Origin of the sequence: Streptomyces chattanoogensis (assembly GCF_001294335.1) — a bacterium.
Lineage (GTDB): Bacteria > Actinomycetota > Actinomycetes > Streptomycetales > Streptomycetaceae > Streptomyces > Streptomyces chattanoogensis.
In genome coordinates, this window is sequence record NZ_LGKG01000153.1 from 1 (window position 1) to 15,354 (window position 15,354).

Genomic DNA, 15,354 nt, shown 5'->3' on the forward strand with positions numbered 1-15,354 from the left:
GCGTCCGGTCGGGGAGCAACGGCTCGATTCGCCTCCACTGCACATCAGTTAACGGCATACCCAGACCAACGACCGACTGATCCAAACGAAACTGCCTAGGTGAGGTCGAACTCCCCCTCCCGCGCCCCCAGGACGAACGCCCGCCATTCCACCGGCGTGAAGATCAGCGCCGGGATTTCCGGACTGCGGCCGTTGCGCATCGCGATATAGCCCTCGACGAAGGCGATCTGGACGTCGCCCACGCCCTGGCTGCCCGACTGCCACTCGGCGTGGGTCAGATCGAGTTCGGGCACGGTCTCGCCCCTCAGCCGCTGCTCGGTGATGCTGTCGGCCACGTTGCCGCTCCTCCCGGTCGGTCGTCCGGGCGTCAGCGTAGTGACCGGGCCGGGGGACGGACAGGGTGCGACCGGGGCCCGGGGCGGCCTAGCGGGCCGGGGGTTCGGCGCCCACCAGCCACATGGCGAAGAACTGGGCGCCGCCGCCGTAGGCATGCCCCAACGCCCGCCGTGCGCCGTCGACTTGGTGCTCGCCGGCCCGGCCGCGCACCTGGAGGGCGGCCTCGGCGAAGCGGATCATTCCGGAGGCGCCGATGGGGTTGGTGGACAGGACGCCGCCGGAGGGATTGACGGGGAGGCCGCCGTCCAGTTCGGTGAGGCCGGACTCGGTGAGTTTCCAGCCCTCGCCCTCGTCGGCGAAGCCCAGGTTCTCCAGCCACATCGGCTCGTACCAGGAGAACGGGACGTACATCTCGACCGCGTCGATCTCGCGGCGGGGGTCGGTGATCCCGGCCTGGTGGTAGACGTCGGCGGCGCAGTCCTTGCCCGCCTGCGGGGAGACGAAGTCCTTGCCGGCGAAGAGAGTGGGTTCGCTGCGCATCGCGCCGCCGTGCACCCAGGCGGGCGGGTGCGGTGCGCGGGCGGCGCCGGTGCGGTCGGTGAGGACCATCGCGCAGGCGCCGTCGGAGGAGGGGCAGGTTTCGGAGTAGCGGATGGGGTCCCAGAGCATGGGGGACGCCTGGACCTTTTCCAGGGTGAGGTCCGCTTCGTGCAGGTGGGCGTAGGGGTTCTTGAGGGCGTTGCGGCGGTCCTTGTAGGCGACGAGGGAGCCGATGGTGTCGGGGGCTCCGGTGCGGCGCATATACGCGCGGACGTGCGGCGCGAAGAATCCGCCCGCGCCGGCGAGCAGCGGCTGCTGGAAGGGGATCGGCAGGGACAGCCCCCACATCGCGTTGGACTCGGACTGCTTCTCGAAGGCCAGGGTGAGGACCGTGCGGTGCACCCGGGCGGCGACGAGGTTGGCGGCGACGAGGGCGGTGGAGCCGCCGACGGAACCCGCGGTGTGGACGCGCAGCATCGGCTTGCCCACGGCGCCGAGCGCGTCGGCCAGGTAGAGCTCCGGCATCATCACGCCCTCGAAGAAGTCGGGGGCCTTGCCGATGACGACGGCATCGATGTCGGCCCAGGCCAAGTGGGCGTCGTCCAGGGCGCGCCGGGCGGCCTCGCGGACGAGTCCGGCGATCGATACGTCGCGCCGGGCGGCAACGTGTTTGGTCTGGCCGATGCCTACGACGGCCACGGGCTCTTTGGTCACTGGGCGTCTCCTTCGAGTACGGCGACCAGGTTCTGCTGGAGGCACGGGCCGGAGGTGGCGTGGGCGAGGGCGCGGTCGGACTCCCCGCGCTGGATACGGGCGGCGGCCTCGCCCAGGCGGATGAGACCGGCGGCCATGACGGGGTTGGCGGCCAGGGCGCCGCCGGAGGGGTTGATCCGGACCTCCTCGGCGCCCGGCAGGTCGAGTTTGAGGGCGCGGCGGAGGACGACTTCCTGGGAAGTGAACGGGGCGTGCAGCTCGGCCGTGTCCACGGGCAGTTCGAAGGCTCCGGCGCGTTCGGCGGCCAGGCGGGTGGACGGGGAGTCGGTGAGGTCGCGGACGCCCAGGCTGTGGGCCTCGATGCGGTGGTCGAGGCCGCGGATCCAGGCGGGGCGGTCGCACAGCCGGCGGGCGGTGTCGCCGGCGGCGAGGACGACGGCGGCGGCGCCGTCACCGATGGGCGGGCAGTCTCCGGTGCGGAGGGGGGCGACGAGAGGGTCCCCGGGGGGTGTGGCGCCGCGGAGCTGGGCGTGCGGGTTGGCCGCGGCGGCGGTGCGGCTGCGGGCGGCGATGGCGGCCAGTTCCCGCTCGTCGGTGAGGCCCGCGTCGATCAGTGCCCGGGCCTGGAGGGCGGCGAGCGCGACGGAGTCCGGCCAGAGCGGGGCGACGTAATACGGGTCGAGCTGGCGGGTGAGGACCTCGCGGACATCACCGGGCGAGGTTTTGCCGTACGCGTAGACCAGGGCGGTCTCGGCCTCGCCGGTGAGGAGCTTGACCCAGGCCTCGTACAGCGCCCAGGCGCCGTCCGTCTCGACATGGGATTCGGAGATCGGCGGCCAGGCGCCGACCCCGTCCAGGGCCATGGTGAAGGAGAAGGCGCGGCCGGCGAGGTAGTCGCTGGAGCCGGAGCAGGTGAAGCCGATGTCGCCGGCCTTGAGGCCGGTCCGGGCGAGGACGTCGTGGAGCACCGGCATCAGCATTTCGACCTCGGAGAGCTCCTCGCTGGTGCGCCGGTGGCCGGTCTGGGCGAAGGCGACGACCGCGATCTCACGGATCTCACGCGTCACAGCAGCTCCTTGTAGGTGTCGTACTCCGCGTCGGGTTCGCCGGTGGGCCGGTAGTGGTCGGGGAAGCGGGCCCCTTCCGTCCACACCGGTTCGACGCGCAGGCCCATGCGCACCTGGTCGTAGGGCATGCCGCCGATACGGGCGTGCAGCGCGAGGTCGGCCCCGTCGAGGGCGATGTGGGCGTAGACGTAGGGGACTTCGATGTCGAGGTTCTTCGCCTTGATGTTGACGATGCAGAAGGTGGTGACCGTGCCGCGCGGACCCACCTCGACCTGCTCCGACGTGGCGACGCCACAGGTGGGGCAGGCGCCTCGGGGCGGGACGTACACCTTCCGGCAGGACGGGCAGCGTTCGCCGACCGTGCGCCGTCCGGAGAGGGCGTGGAGGTAGGCGGACTGGGCGCGGCCCGGCGAGTAGGTGTAGTCGAGGCGGGCGGCGGCGACGATGCCCGTGACCGCGTCCTCGAACTCGCCGGTGTGGCCGGTGCGTTGGGCCGGTTCGCCGTCGTACGGCTCGAAGCAGGCGATGTCGGTGATGGCGCCGGTGCGCTCCTCGGCCCAGCGGACGCGGACGCGCATGCCGGTGTGTACGGCGTCCTGGCCGGGGGCGTCGAGGGCGTGCAGGAGGGCGGTGTCGGCACCGTCGAGGCGGACCAGCACCCAGGCGAAGGGGGTGCCGAGGGGCTGGCCGCGGCGGGGGTGGTGGTTCCATGCCCAGGTGGTGACCGTGCCGGTGGGCGCGACCTCGACGAGGTCGCGGAGTTCCTCGGCGGTGACGGGGTCGTACTCGACGGGCGGGACGAGCGTGCGGCTGTCGACGGTCTTCACCCCGAGGACGACACGCTCGCGCAGGCCGGTCAGGAAGGCGCTCTGGACGGGGCCGAGGGAGCGGGTGAAGGGGAATTCGACGGCGAGGGGGGCTTTGAGGACTTCGGGCATGCCGATCTCCTTGGGAAGCCGGGCCTGTGGGGCTCAGGCTCGTTTGTAGACGGGCGGTCGCTTCTCCGCGAAGGCGCGGGCGCCCTCCTTGGCGTCGGCGGTGTCGAAGACGGGCCAGCCGCGGGCGAGTTCGGCCTGGAGTCCGTCGGCCTCGGTCATCTCCGCGGTCTCGTGGACGGATGCCTTGACGGCCTCGACGGCGAGCGGTCCGCACGCATTGATCCGCTCCGCGATCTCCAGGGCCTTGTCGAGCGCGGTGCCGTCGGGGACCACATGGCCGATCAGGCCGATGCGTGCGGCCTCGGGTGCCGGGTACGGCCGGCCGGTGAGCAGCATCTCCAGGGCGTGGGTCCGCGGGATCTGGCGGGCGAGGCGGACGGTGGAGCCGCCGATGGGGAACAGTCCGCGCCGCACCTCGTAGAGGCCGAAGGTGGCGCCCTCGCCCGCGACGCGGATATCGGTGCCCTGGAGGATCTCCGTCCCCCCGGCGACGCAGTGCCCCTCGACGGCGGCGATCACCGGTTTGCGGGGGCGGTGGTGCCGCAGCATCGCCTTCCAGTGCAGGTCGGGGTCGGCACGCAGCCGCTCGCGGTACTGCTCGCCCGCCATGCCGTCTCCGGCCAGGGCCTTGAGGTCCATCCCGGCGCAGAAGGCGCCGCCGGCGCCGGTGAGGACGATGGAGCGGACCGCGTCGTCCTCGTCGGCCGCGACCCAGCCGTCGTACAGTCCCACCAGCATCGGCAGCGAGAGCGCGTTCTTCGCCTCCGGCCGGTTGAGGGTGAGCACCAGCGTCGCGCCGACCCGCGTCATCGTCAGATGTTCCGTACCGCCCGTATCGCCGACACCGTCCGCGCCGGCGCTCCTGTCCGTGCCACCGGCCTTGCCTGCGCCACCAACCTTGCCTGTGCCACCGGCCTCGTCCGTCGTATCGATCCCGCCCATTCCGTCCTCCCGTCTCACGGCGTAGAACAGGTTGCAGTAGCCGCACGGCGACTTCAAGGCTTTTCTGACACACAGTCAGATTTCTTGGCTCCGGGCCTTCCCTGCTCCTCTCCCCGGCGCTCTAATGACCGCCGGGGTCCGGTCCGGCGGGCCGGACCGAGCCGCTGGCCGCACGGTCTGGAGGAGACATGGAGTACAACCTTGCCGACCTCTTCGAGTCGATCGTCGACACGGTCCCCGACCGCGAGGCGCTGGTGTACGCCGACCATCCGGGAACCGGCGCCGAACGCCGTCTGACGTACGCGGAACTCGACCGCGCCGCCAACCGCCTCGCCCACCATCTGCACGACCACGGCATCGGCCCCGGCCAGCACGTCGGACTGCATCTCTACAACGGCATCGCCTACCTCCAGGCCGTCTACGCCTGCCTGAAGATCCGGGCCGTCCCGGTGAACGTCAACTACCGCTATGTCGAAGAGGAGCTGGTCTACCTCTACCGGGATGCGGACCTGGTGGGCCTGGTCTTCGACGCGGAGTTCACCGAGCGGGTGGCAGCGGCCCTCCCCCAGGCGCCCGGGCTGCGGCATCTCGTCCGGGTCGGCACACCGCCCGCCGGCGCCCCCGAGCCGGCGATCGCCCCCGTCGCGCTCGAGGACGCCGAGGCCTCCGGTTCGCCCGCGCGCGGTTTCGGACCGCGGTCCGCCGACGACCAGATCGTCATCTACACCGGCGGCACCACGGGGATGCCCAAGGGCGTGATGTGGCGCCACGAGGACATCTTCTTCTCCGGCATGGGCGGCGGGGCCCCGACCGGCGAGCCGGTGAAACGGCCGCAGGAACTGGCCGAGCGCGTCGCCGCGGGCGGCGACGGCATCGTCTTCTTCCCCACGCCCCCGCTGATGCACGGCACGTCCACCCTCACCGCGTTCATCGCCTTCCACTTCGGCCAGAAGGTCGTCATCCATCGCAAGTACGTGCCGGAGGAGGTGCTGCGGACCATCGCACGCGAGAAGGTCACCAGCGTGTCGCTGGTCGGCGATGCGATGCTGCGCCCGCTCGTCGACGCGCTCGGCGGTCCGCTCCGGGGCACCGACTGCTCGTCCCTCTTCAGCGTCAGCAGCTCCGGCGCGATCCTCTCCGAGACCGTACGGGCCCAGTTCAGCGCGCTGGTCCCGGACGTCATGCTGCTCAACAACTTCGGCTCCTCGGAATCGGGGTTCAACGGCACCGCGACGGACGACTCCGGGCCGGAGGCCGGGTTCCGGCTGCGGGTCAACGCCCGTACGGCGGTGGTGGATCCGGTGACTCATGAGCCGGTACCGGCGGGCGAGCCCGGCCGTCTCGCGCTGCGCGGGCACGTCCCCCTGGGCTACTACAACGATCCGGCGAAGACCGCCGAGACGTTCTTCGAGGCGGACGGGGACCGGTGGGTGCTGCTGGGCGATATGGCGACCGTGGATGCGGAGGGCATCGTCACCGTCCTCGGCCGGGGTTCGCAGTGCATCAACTCCGGCGGGGAGAAGGTCTATCCGGAGGAGGTCGAGCAGGCGCTGAAGGCCCATCCGGATGTGTACGACGCGCTGGTGGCGGGCGTACCGGACGGCCGGTGGGGAAACCGGGTCGCGGCGGTGGTGCAACTCCGCGACGGCTGCGGCCCGCTGGACCTGGCCGGCGTACAGGCCCATTGCCGTACCCGGCTCGCCGGATACAAGATCCCGCGGGCCGTGGTCTTCACCGACCGCATCCAGCGCTCACCCAGCGGCAAGGCGGACTACCGCTGGGCAAAGGCGGTGGTGACGGGCGAACGGGAGGGGTGAGGAGGGGGAGACGGGGACTGCTGCCGGAATACCGCGCGGAACGGGAACTCCACGCAGCCGGGAATACCGCGCAGGCCCGTCGCGTTGTGGCCTGCAAGGGGCGCTCGCGTCCCCTAGGGGATCTGTTCGAACAACCCCTAGGGGTACGCCCCATGGGTCACCCGGCACCGCAGACCGAGCGCAGCGCGCGGGCCAGCGCGACGGTGTGCAGTGCGTCCAGGTGCCGCTCCTGCCGTACGAGGACGGCGGCTCCCGTCAGCACCGGACCGCAGTACGGCGCGGAGCGGGCGCGCGGTGAAGCGGCGACGGCCCGGACAAGTTCGCCGTTGAGGCGATTGATCTTCTCCCGCACCTTGCCGAGGTCCGGCCGCTCGGCGGGCGCCTGCGACGGGTCGGCTTGCCACTTCCGGAACAGGCCGCGCTGGACGACCTTGTTCGCCTCGATCTGGTCCCGGAAGATCCGCACCGTCGCCTCGGGATCGGCGCCCCACTGCCGCGCCTGCTCCGCCGCCGAGTCCAGCACCATCTGCTCCCTGGCCGGATCGTCGATCGGGCTCCCGGTGCCCCACTTCGCCGCGGCCACCAGATCGCCGGTGGCCAGCCGCTCGGCGGACAGCGCGGCGAGAGGCCGGAGTTGGGCGTACGGGGAGTGGGTGCCGTACGGGGAGGGGGCGGTGTGCGCGGTGGCGGCGGGCGCGGCGGCCGCTGCCGGGTGCGCCGGGGCCGCGGCGGCACCGCCCGCTCCGGTGAACACAAGGGTCGCGGTGGCACCGGCGACAAGCGCGCGGCGCAGAAAGCCGGTCGGCGGCACATTCGGCCTTTCTCTCACCCGGGTTCCGTCCCGCGCCGGGGGGGTCGACTGCGGGGCGACCGGGGATGGGCTGGGCACGTCACCCTATGGCCATGCCGCACCCCAGGGCGAGACCGCTTCGGCCCGGCCGTCCTGCCCGGCGCCACATCACGGACGCGACGTCAGGAAGGACGTCACCGCCGCGAGGAACTCGCCCGGCCGCTCCTCGTGGACGAGATGGCCGCCGCCCTCGACCGTCACCAGGCGGGCGTCGGGGATCCGGTCGGCCATCTCGGCGAGGTGATGCTGCGGGACGGGGCTGGTGGGGCCGCCGCCGATGACGAGGGTGGGTGCGCTGATCTGCTCGAGGGCGTCCCACCACAGGGGGTCGGGGGCATTGCGCTCGGCCGCCACCGCGGACTCCGCGCGCCGGTCGAAGGACTGCGGGCCCGTCGGCGCCCCGGGCGCTTCGCGGGGCGGGTCGGCGGGGTGCGGTGGCGCGGCTTCCTCGAGGACCAGCCGGGCCACCAGCTCCGGGCGGGCCGCGGCCAGCAACAGGGCCGCCATCGCACCCAGCGAGTGCCCGATGAGGGTCACCCGTCCCAGGCCGAGGGCGGTGACGAACCCGATCGCGTCGTCCCGCCAGCGCGCGAGGCCGTACTCCCCCGGCCAGTCGCTGTGGCCGTGGCCGCGCTGGTCGAGGGCGTACACGCGGTGCGTACCGGCGAGCCGGCCGACCACACCGCGCCAGTCCTCGCCGTCCTCCCCGAGGCAGTGCAGCAGTACCGCCGGGGGCGCGCCCGGCTCACCCCACACCCGGTATGCCAGCCGGACCTCACCCACCTGCACATTCCGTACGTCACTCATGCGCCGGACGCTACCCGGGAGCTCTCTGCGGCACGCCCCTTGACGTGTTCGCCGCGCGCTGATTACTTGGATCCGCATTCACTACCGAATGATCGGTAGGGAGAAGTGAGGCGGTGACTCTCCATGCCGGAAACGGTGACGGGCGCTGGGGACAACGGGACGGGCCGGAGGGACGGGTCCGGCGGTGCGGGCGGCAGGGGCCGGACGGGCGGCACGTTCGACGCCGACACGTTCGACGCCGCGGAACGGCTGTCGCGGGATGCGCTGTGCGCACTGCAACTGACCCGGCTGCGCGCGTCGTTGCAGCACGCCTATGACCATGTGCCGTTCTACCGGGAGTCCTTCGACCGCGCCGGGATCCGGCCGGACGACTGCCGCTCGCTGGGCGATCTCGCCCGCTTCCCCTTCACCGTGAAGGACGATCTGCGCGCTCAGTACCCCTTCGGCATGTTCGCCGTCCCGAAGAGCGAGGTACGCCGCATTCACGCCTCCAGCGGCACCACCGGCCGCCCCACGGTGGTCGGCTACACCGAGCGCGACCTCTCCCATTGGGCGGATGTCGTCGCCCGCTCGATCCACGCGGCGGGCGGACGCCCCGGCCACATGGTCCATATCGCCTATGGATACGGGCTGTTCACCGGCGGCCTCGGCGCCCATTACGGCGCGGAGCGCCTCGGCTGTACGGTCGTGCCCGCGTCCGGCGGGATGACCAGCCGGCAGGTGCAGATCATCCAGGACTTCCGCCCCGAGATCATCATGGTGACGCCGTCGTACATGCTCACCCTCCTGGACGAGTTCGAACGGCAGGGGATCGACCCCCGGACCACCTCGCTCAAGGTGGGCATCTTCGGCGCCGAGCCGTGGACACAGGAGATGCGGCGTGAGATCGAGGAACGGTTCGCGATCGACGCGGTGGACATCTACGGGCTGTCGGAGGTCATGGGCCCCGGCGTCGCCCAGGAATGCGTCGAGACCAAGGACGGGCTGCACATCTGGGAGGACCACTTCTATCCGGAGGTGGTCGATCCGTTCACCGGCGAGGTGCTGCCGGACGGCGCGCACGGAGAGCTGGTCTTCACCTCGCTCACCAAGGAGGCCATGCCCGTCATCCGTTACCGCACCCGCGATCTGACCCGGCTGCTTCCCGGCACCGCGCGCGCCGCCTTCCGCCGGATGGAGAAGGTCACCGGGCGCAGCGACGACATGATCATTCTGCGTGGGGTCAATCTCTTCCCCGCGCAGGTCGAGGAGATCGTGCTGCGCACACCGGGCGTCGCCCCGCACTTCCAGCTGCGGCTGACCCGCGAGGGCCGGATGGACCATCTGACCGTGCGCGCCGAGGCCCGGCCGGATGCGACTCCCGAGGAACGGGCGGCGGCCGCCGGGGGGATCGCCCGGGGCGTCAAGGACGGCATCGGGGTCTCGGTCGCGGTCGAGATCGTCGATCCGGAGACGCTGGAGCGGTCGGTCGGCAAGATCAAGCGCATCGTGGACGCGCGGCCTCGGGGCGGTTCCTAGCACAGCCGTGGGCATGTCCTTCGGGGCGGGCTCGGGGCGGGCCGCCTGGACGTCGGGGTGTCCCGGCGCCAGGGCGGTTCACGTCGCGGCCGGTGGGTCAGGTCATGTTCGGATCCCCCTTGATCAGGGCGAAGACGGCGCCCGCCGGGTCCTTGAGCATGGCCAGGCGGCCGACGCCCGGAGCGTTGCTCGGCGGGATCAGGACCGAGGCGCCACGGGAGGTGGCCGTGGCGAAGGTGGCGTCGCAGTCGGTCACGCCGAAGTACGGGTGCCACTCCGACGCCGAACCGGCCTTCAGGTTCTCCTCCTGCAGCTGCATGATGCCGCCCTGTCCGGCGTCCCCCTCCTTCCCGCCCCCGGGTGAGGAGACGACGGAGTACACCAGGTCGCCGCCCATCGGCATGTCCTGGTACTCCCAGGAGAAGACCGAGGTGTAGAACTCCTTCGCGGCGGCCGCATCGGTGGTGTAGAGCTCCGTCCAGCAGAGGGTGTTCGCCTCCATGACCGTCTCCAGGCCCTTGGTGTCACCGGGTTGCCATACGGCGAAATCGGCGCCCGTCGGGTCGGTGAAGGCGGCGAGCCGGCCGGCGGTGAAGACATCCATCGGCGGGACCCGGACCGAGCCGCCCGCCTGCTGCACGGCCTTCGCCGTGGCGTCCGCGTCGGAGGTCCGGAAGTACGCCGTCCAGGCGGAGCTCGCGCCCTCCTCCGTCAGCGGGCCGGCCGCGCCGACGGTCTTGCCGTCGAGCTGGAAGAAACCGTAGCCGCCGGCCTGGGGGCCCGCCGACTGGAAGGTCCAGCCGAAGACGGCGGCGTAGAACTCGGCGGCGGCGCCGGTGTCGGGTGTCCCGAGGTCGAGCCAGTTGGGGGTGCCCGGAACGTAATGGGTCGTCAGCATGGTTGCTCCTCCAGTGCGCTCTGATCCCTGCTCTGATCCCTGCTCTGACGGCTGCTCCGGCGGCTGCCGATCCGCCGTCTGCTGATGTGGTGGTGATCTGGTGACTACTGCTGTGCCGGTCGTCGGTCGCGGTCGCGGGTACGGCGTCCACGACCGCTTTCTCCCTCACCCTCAGCATGGCAGGAGGCACTGACAGTCGCCCTCCGCGCGGCCCTCAGGGCGTGCCGAAGCGGTCCCGCAGCTCCCGCTTGAGGACCTTGCCGCTGGCGTTGCGCGGCAGCGCGTCCACGAACATCACCCGCTTGGGCGCCTTGAACGGCGCGAGGCGGGCGCGGGCGGCGTCGATCAGCTCCTGCTCGCCGACCTCGCTGCGGCCGCCGTCGCCGTCGGCCGCGGCACGCCGTACGACGACGGCGGTCACCGCCTCGATCCACCGCTCGTCCGGCAGCCCGATGACCGCGACCTCGGCGACCTGCGGATGCTCGTACAGCGCATCCTCCACCTGGCGGGAAGCGACGAGTACGCCACCGGAGTTGATGACGTCCTTGACGCGGTCGACGACGGTGAAATAGCCCTCCGCGTCCCGTACGGCGAGATCGCCGGAGTGGAACCAGCCGTCCCGGAAGGCCTCGGCGGTCTCCTCGGGTTTGTCCCAGTAGCCGGAGCACAGCTGCGGGGAGCGGTAGACGACCTCGCCCCTGCTGCCGTCCGGTACCTCCTGCCCCGCCTCGTCGACCACGCGCGCCTCCACGAACAGCACGGGGCGGCCGCAGGATGCCATCCGGCCTTCGTGTTCGTCCGGGCCGAGCACGGTGGCCAGCGGGCCGATCTCGCTCTGTCCGAAGCAGTTGTAGAAGGCGAGGGAGGGCAGCCGGGCGCGCAGCCGCTCCAGGACCGGTACGGGCATGATCGAGGCGCCGTAGTACGCCTTGCGCAGGCCGCCGAGTTCACGGACCGGGAAGTCCGGGTGGTTCGACAGGGCGATCCAGACGGTCGGCGGCGCGAACAGGCTGTCCGCCAGGCCCGCTTCGACCAGGTCGAAGATCCGCCCCGGATCGGGCCCGTCCAGGATGATGTTCTCCGCGCCGACCGCCAGGTAGGGCAGCAGGAAGACATGCATCTGCGCGGAGTGGTAGAGGGGCAGGGAGTGCACCGGCCGGTCGCTTTCCCGCAGGTCCAGGGCGACGATCGCGCTGGTGTATTCGTGCACCAGCGCGCGGTGGGTCATCATCGCGCCCTTGGGGAGGGCGGTGGTTCCCGAGGTGTAGAGCAGCTGGACGAGCGTGTCGTCGCCGGCCGCGGCCGGCGGGTCCCCCGCGCTCGTCGCCTCGTCCGGGGCGGCCGCCTCCGTCACTGCGGCGAGCCGTTCCAGCAGCCCGCCGGGCGCGGCGTGCAGCGGCATGGTGCGTACGGAGTCCGGCAGCCGGTGTGCAAGGGCGGGGTCGGTGAGGGCCAGCGCGCTGCCCGACTGCTCCAGGATGTAGCGCAGATCGTCGCCGGTGAGGGCGTGGTTGACGGGCACGTGCACCAGGCCGGCACGGGCGCACGCCAGAAAGCCGATCAGGTACGCGTCGGAGTTGTGCCCGTACGAGGCGACCCGGTCGCCCGGGGTCAGTCCCTCCGCCAGCAGGACCCGGGCCGCGGCCGTCACCGCCTCGTCCAGCTCTCGGTAGGTCCACGCCCGCTCCCCGTACCGGACGGCCGTCCGCTCGGGCACCCGGCGCGCGCTGCGCCGCAGGACCGAGTCCACCGTGTTGCTCCGCGCTTGCGTCATGGCGCGATCCTCGGGGCCGCCCGGTGCCGGGTCAAGCGCTGTGGACAGCGAGCCGCGGGGGCCGTACCCGGCGCACCCCTGGGTTGTTTCCCCGCCGCCCACCCCGGTGTTGTTGTTTCCCCGCCGCCCACCCCCCTTCGGGGGGTGGGCGGGTCTGGAGGGGGGAGCCCTGCGGCGCGGCGGGGGTCGGCGGGCCGGGAGGGCCCCTGCGGCACGCCTGGGGATCAGCGGGCCGCTGGGAAGCTGCAGCACGCCCGGGGGTCGGCCGACCGGGGGAGTGCCTTGCAGCACGGCAAGGGGCCGGCGAGGCAGAAGGGGCCTCTGCGCCGCGACGGGCTCGACGAGTCAGGAAGGCACCCCCGCAGCGGGTTCGCGACCGCACGGAACAACCACCGCTCACGGCCTACACCGCACGCTCCCGCCCCGTCCAGTACGGGTCGCGGAGCCGTCGTTTGTAGAGCTTGCCGTTGGGGTCGCGGGGCAGGGTGTCGATGAAGTCGACGGAGCGGGGGCGTTTGTAGCCCGCCAGGTGGCGCGCGCAGTGGGCGAGGATCTCGTCGGCGAGGGCGGGGCCCGCCGCGTGGCCCTCGGCCGGTTCGACGACGGCCTTGACCTCCTCGCCCCAGTCGTCGTGCGGGATACCGAAGGCGGCGGCGTCGGCGACGGCGGGGTGGCCGAGCAGGGCGGATTCGATCTCCGCGGGGTAGATGTTGACCCCGCCGGAGATGATCATGTCGATCTTGCGGTCGCGGAGGAAGAGATAGCCGTCCTCGTCCAGACAGCCGAGGTCGCCGACGGTGAAGAAGTCGCCGATGCGGTTCTTCTTCGTCTTGTTCTCGTCCTTGTGGTAGCTGAAGCCGCCGGTGGTCATCTTCATGTAGACGGTGCCCAGTTCGCCGGGCGGCAGACGGTTGCCGTCGTCGTCGAAGACCGCCAGTTCGCTGATCGGCCAGGCCTTTCCGACCGTGCCGGGCTTCTTGAGCCAGTCCTCGGCGGTGGCGAAGGCGCCGCCGCCCTCGCTCGCCGCGTAGTACTCCTCCACGCAGCCGCCCCACCAGTCGATCATGGCGCGTTTGATGTGGTCGGGGCAGGGCGCGGCGCCGTGGATGGCGTGCCGCATGGAGGTGACGTCGTAGGACGTCCGTACCTCCTCCGGGAGGGCGAGGAGGCGGTGGAACTGGGTGGGGACCATGTGCGTGTGGGTGCAGCGGTGAGCGTCGATCAGGGCGAGCATGGTCTGCGGGGTCCACTTGTCCATCAGGACGATGCGGTGGCCTATGTGGAGCGAGGCGCCGGCGAACTGGAGCACGGCCGTGTGGTAGAGCGGTGAGCAGACGAGGTGGACGTTGTCGTCGAACGGCTTGATGCCGAAGATGCCGAGGAAACCGCCGAGGTAGGTCTCCTCGGGGGGCTTGCCGGGCAGCGGGCGGCGGATGCCGCGGGGGCGTCCGGTGGTGCCCGAGGTGTAGTTCATGACCCAGCCGAGGGTCCGGCCGGAGGGGGCGGACTCCGGTTGGCCGGCGAGGAGTTCGGCGTACGGGCGGAAGCCGTCGGCCGTGCCCACGGCGTACCGCCGGGCGGCCGGGAGTTCCGCCTCGTCGGCGGCCCGGCGTGCGGCATCGCCGTAGCGCTCGTGGGCGATCAGTACCTTCGCTCCGGAGTCGGCGACGATCCAGGCGATCTCGGGGCCGACCAGGTGGTGGTTGACGGGGACGAGGTAGAACCCGGCCTGGGATGCGGCCAGGTAGGCGGTGAGGAACTCGACGCCGTTGGGCAGGACGACGGCGAATGCGTCGCCGCGCTCCAGGCCCGCGGCGCGCAGGCCGTGGACCAGTTGGTTGACGGCGCCGTGCAGGCGGCCCGCGGTCCACTCCTCGCCGTCCGGGGCGATCAGGACGGTGCGGCCGGGGTCGGCGGTGGCCTGCGCCCAGAAGCCGTTGGGGGGTCCGCTCGTTCCCGGGCTCGCTCCCGGGCTCGCCCCTGGGCTCGCTGCCGAGCTGCTCACTGCTGGCTCCTTCCGGCGATGCGGTTGATGCGGTCGATGGCCCGTTCGAAGCCGCGGGTGAGGTCGTCGAAGACGGCCTGGACGCTGCGTTCGCTGGTCATCCGGCCGACGATCTGGCCGACCGGGGTGCCGAGCAGCGGCTCGGTCTCGTGCCGCTGGATACGGGAGTTGGCCTCGGCCACCAGGAGTCCCTGCAGCGGCATGGGCAGCGGGCCGGGGCCGGCGGGGTCGTCCCAGGCGTCGGTCCAGTCGGTGCGCAGCTGACGGGCGGGCTTGCCGGTCAGGGCCCGGGAGCGGACGGTGTCGCCGGGACCCGCGGCGAGCAGTTTCGCGGTCAGCCGGCGGGAGTGCAGCTCGGCCTCCTCGGTGGTCAGCCAGATGGAGCCGAGCCAGACGCCCTGCGCGCCGAGGGCCAGCCCGGCGGCTATCTGTTCACCGGTGCCGATGCCGCCGGCGGCCAGCACGGGCAGCGGGTCGACGGCCGCCACGACCTCCGGGGTGAGGACCATGGTGGCGATCTCGCCGGTGTGCCCGCCGGCCTCGTACCCCTGGGCGACGACGATGTCGATACCGGCCGCCTTGTGGTGCCGGGCGTGGCGGGGGCTGCCGGCCAGCGCGGCGACGAGGATGCCGTGGTCGTGGGCGCGCCGGACGATGTCGGGCGGCGGCGAGCCGAGGGCGTTGGCGAGCAGCTTGATCGGATAGTCGAAGGCGACGTCGAGCTGGGTGCGGGCGACCTGCTCCATCCAGCCGGTGATCCGCCAGCCGGACGTCTCCCCCTCGGCGAGCCGCGGCACCTGGTATTTGTCGAGGAGTTCGGTGACGAACCGCCGGTGGCCGTCGGGGATCATCGCCTCCACGTCGGCCTCGGTGACGCCTTCCACCTTTTTGGCGGGCATCACGACATCGAGGCCGTACGGCAGCCCCCCGGTGTGCTCCTGCATCCAGTCGAGGTCGCGGGCCAGCTCGTCCGGCGCGGTGTAGCGGACCGCGCCGAGCACCCCGAACCCGCCCGCCCGGGTGATCGCCGCGGCGACCGCGGGGAAGGGCGTGAACCCGAAGACGGCGTGCTCGACACCCAGTGTGTTGCTCAGCTCCGTCTGCATGGGCGCAGGATGCCGCAGCGGGCTGTGGGAGGGAAGAGATTT

At 72.0% G+C, this 15,354-nt stretch carries 13 protein-coding genes; 2 read left to right on the forward strand and 11 right to left on the reverse strand.

The window, feature by feature from the left end:
• Window positions 1–95 precede the first annotated feature (95 nt).
• The 5 genes from ADL29_RS26705 to ADL29_RS26725 form a co-directional block, all read right to left on the reverse strand.
• Window positions 96–335, reverse strand: coding sequence for a DUF397 domain-containing protein (locus ADL29_RS26705; protein WP_053926144.1), 240 nt, complete (start codon window positions 333–335; stop codon window positions 96–98).
• Window positions 336–423: 88 nt separating this feature from the next.
• Complete coding sequence (locus ADL29_RS26710) at window positions 424–1,590, reverse strand: thiolase domain-containing protein (RefSeq protein WP_053926145.1); 1,167 nt, start codon at window positions 1,588–1,590, stop codon at window positions 424–426.
• Window positions 1,587–2,645: a thiolase domain-containing protein gene (locus tag ADL29_RS26715; protein ID WP_053926190.1), complete on the reverse strand. Its 1,059-nt coding sequence runs from the start codon at window positions 2,643–2,645 to the stop codon at window positions 1,587–1,589. Before ADL29_RS26715 ends, ADL29_RS26710 begins: the two co-directional genes overlap by 4 nt.
• A gap of 8 nt (window positions 2,646–2,653) precedes the next feature.
• Window positions 2,654–3,595: a Zn-ribbon domain-containing OB-fold protein gene (locus ADL29_RS26720; protein ID WP_053926146.1), complete on the reverse strand. Its 942-nt coding sequence runs from the start codon at window positions 3,593–3,595 to the stop codon at window positions 2,654–2,656.
• 33 nt (window positions 3,596–3,628) lie between these two features.
• The gene (locus ADL29_RS26725; protein WP_078971312.1) at window positions 3,629–4,594 is read right to left on the reverse strand and encodes a crotonase/enoyl-CoA hydratase family protein; all 966 of its coding nucleotides are present in this window, start codon (window positions 4,592–4,594) and stop codon (window positions 3,629–3,631) included.
• Between the two features lie 131 nt (window positions 4,595–4,725).
• On the opposite strand from ADL29_RS26725, the gene ADL29_RS26730 reads away from it, so the two are divergent.
• The gene (locus ADL29_RS26730) at window positions 4,726–6,354 is read left to right on the forward strand and encodes an acyl-CoA synthetase (protein WP_053926147.1); all 1,629 of its coding nucleotides are present in this window, start codon (window positions 4,726–4,728) and stop codon (window positions 6,352–6,354) included.
• Between the two features lie 157 nt (window positions 6,355–6,511).
• Here the strand turns inward: ADL29_RS26730 and ADL29_RS26735 are convergent, their stop codons facing one another.
• Together ADL29_RS26735 and ADL29_RS26740 are read right to left on the reverse strand one after the other, a co-directional pair.
• Window positions 6,512–7,165, reverse strand: coding sequence for a chorismate mutase (locus ADL29_RS26735; RefSeq protein ID WP_425424285.1), 654 nt, complete (start codon window positions 7,163–7,165; stop codon window positions 6,512–6,514).
• A 147-nt stretch (window positions 7,166–7,312) separates the two neighbouring features.
• Window positions 7,313–8,011 carry an alpha/beta fold hydrolase gene (locus tag ADL29_RS26740; RefSeq protein WP_053926148.1) on the reverse strand — a complete coding sequence of 233 codons (699 nt, stop codon included), beginning with the start codon at window positions 8,009–8,011 and terminating at the stop codon, window positions 7,313–7,315.
• A gap of 123 nt (window positions 8,012–8,134) precedes the next feature.
• Here ADL29_RS26740 and paaK point away from each other — a divergent pair, with 123 nt between their 5' ends.
• Window positions 8,135–9,529, forward strand: a complete 1,395-nt coding sequence (paaK, locus tag ADL29_RS26745; RefSeq protein ID WP_245689643.1) for a phenylacetate--CoA ligase PaaK — start codon at window positions 8,135–8,137, stop codon at window positions 9,527–9,529.
• Window positions 9,530–9,626: 97 nt separating this feature from the next.
• Here paaK and ADL29_RS26750 read toward each other — a convergent pair whose 3' ends face one another.
• From ADL29_RS26750 to ADL29_RS26765, 4 genes are all read right to left on the reverse strand, one after another.
• A complete protein-coding gene (locus ADL29_RS26750; RefSeq protein ID WP_053926149.1) occupies window positions 9,627–10,427 on the reverse strand; it encodes a VOC family protein in 801 nt (266 codons plus the stop codon).
• A 214-nt stretch (window positions 10,428–10,641) separates the two neighbouring features.
• The gene (locus tag ADL29_RS26755; RefSeq protein WP_053926150.1) at window positions 10,642–12,201 is read right to left on the reverse strand and encodes an acyl-CoA synthetase; all 1,560 of its coding nucleotides are present in this window, start codon (window positions 12,199–12,201) and stop codon (window positions 10,642–10,644) included.
• A gap of 403 nt (window positions 12,202–12,604) precedes the next feature.
• The gene (locus ADL29_RS26760; RefSeq protein WP_078971313.1) at window positions 12,605–14,206 is read right to left on the reverse strand and encodes an acyl-CoA synthetase; all 1,602 of its coding nucleotides are present in this window, start codon (window positions 14,204–14,206) and stop codon (window positions 12,605–12,607) included.
• The gene (locus ADL29_RS26765; protein WP_053926151.1) at window positions 14,203–15,312 is read right to left on the reverse strand and encodes an NAD(P)H-dependent flavin oxidoreductase; all 1,110 of its coding nucleotides are present in this window, start codon (window positions 15,310–15,312) and stop codon (window positions 14,203–14,205) included. The genes ADL29_RS26760 and ADL29_RS26765 overlap by 4 nt, the downstream gene beginning before the upstream one ends.
• Window positions 15,313–15,354 lie beyond the last annotated feature (42 nt).

Excerpts from the sequence above, each read along its gene's own strand:
- ADL29_RS26720 (WP_053926146.1), bottom strand. The coding sequence starts at position 3,595 with ATGCCCGAAGTCCTCAAAGCCCCCCTCGCCGTCGAATTCCCCTTCACC.
- ADL29_RS26730 (WP_053926147.1), top strand. The coding sequence starts at position 4,726 with ATGGAGTACAACCTTGCCGACCTCTTCGAGTCGATCGTCGACACGGTC.
- ADL29_RS26740 (WP_053926148.1), bottom strand. The coding sequence starts at position 8,011 with ATGAGTGACGTACGGAATGTGCAGGTGGGTGAGGTCCGGCTGGCATAC.
- paaK (WP_245689643.1), top strand. The coding sequence starts at position 8,135 with ATGCCGGAAACGGTGACGGGCGCTGGGGACAACGGGACGGGCCGGAGG.
- ADL29_RS26750 (WP_053926149.1), bottom strand. The coding sequence starts at position 10,427 with ATGCTGACGACCCATTACGTTCCGGGCACCCCCAACTGGCTCGACCTC.
- ADL29_RS26755 (WP_053926150.1), bottom strand. The coding sequence starts at position 12,201 with ATGACGCAAGCGCGGAGCAACACGGTGGACTCGGTCCTGCGGCGCAGC.
- ADL29_RS26765 (WP_053926151.1), bottom strand. The coding sequence starts at position 15,312 with ATGCAGACGGAGCTGAGCAACACACTGGGTGTCGAGCACGCCGTCTTC.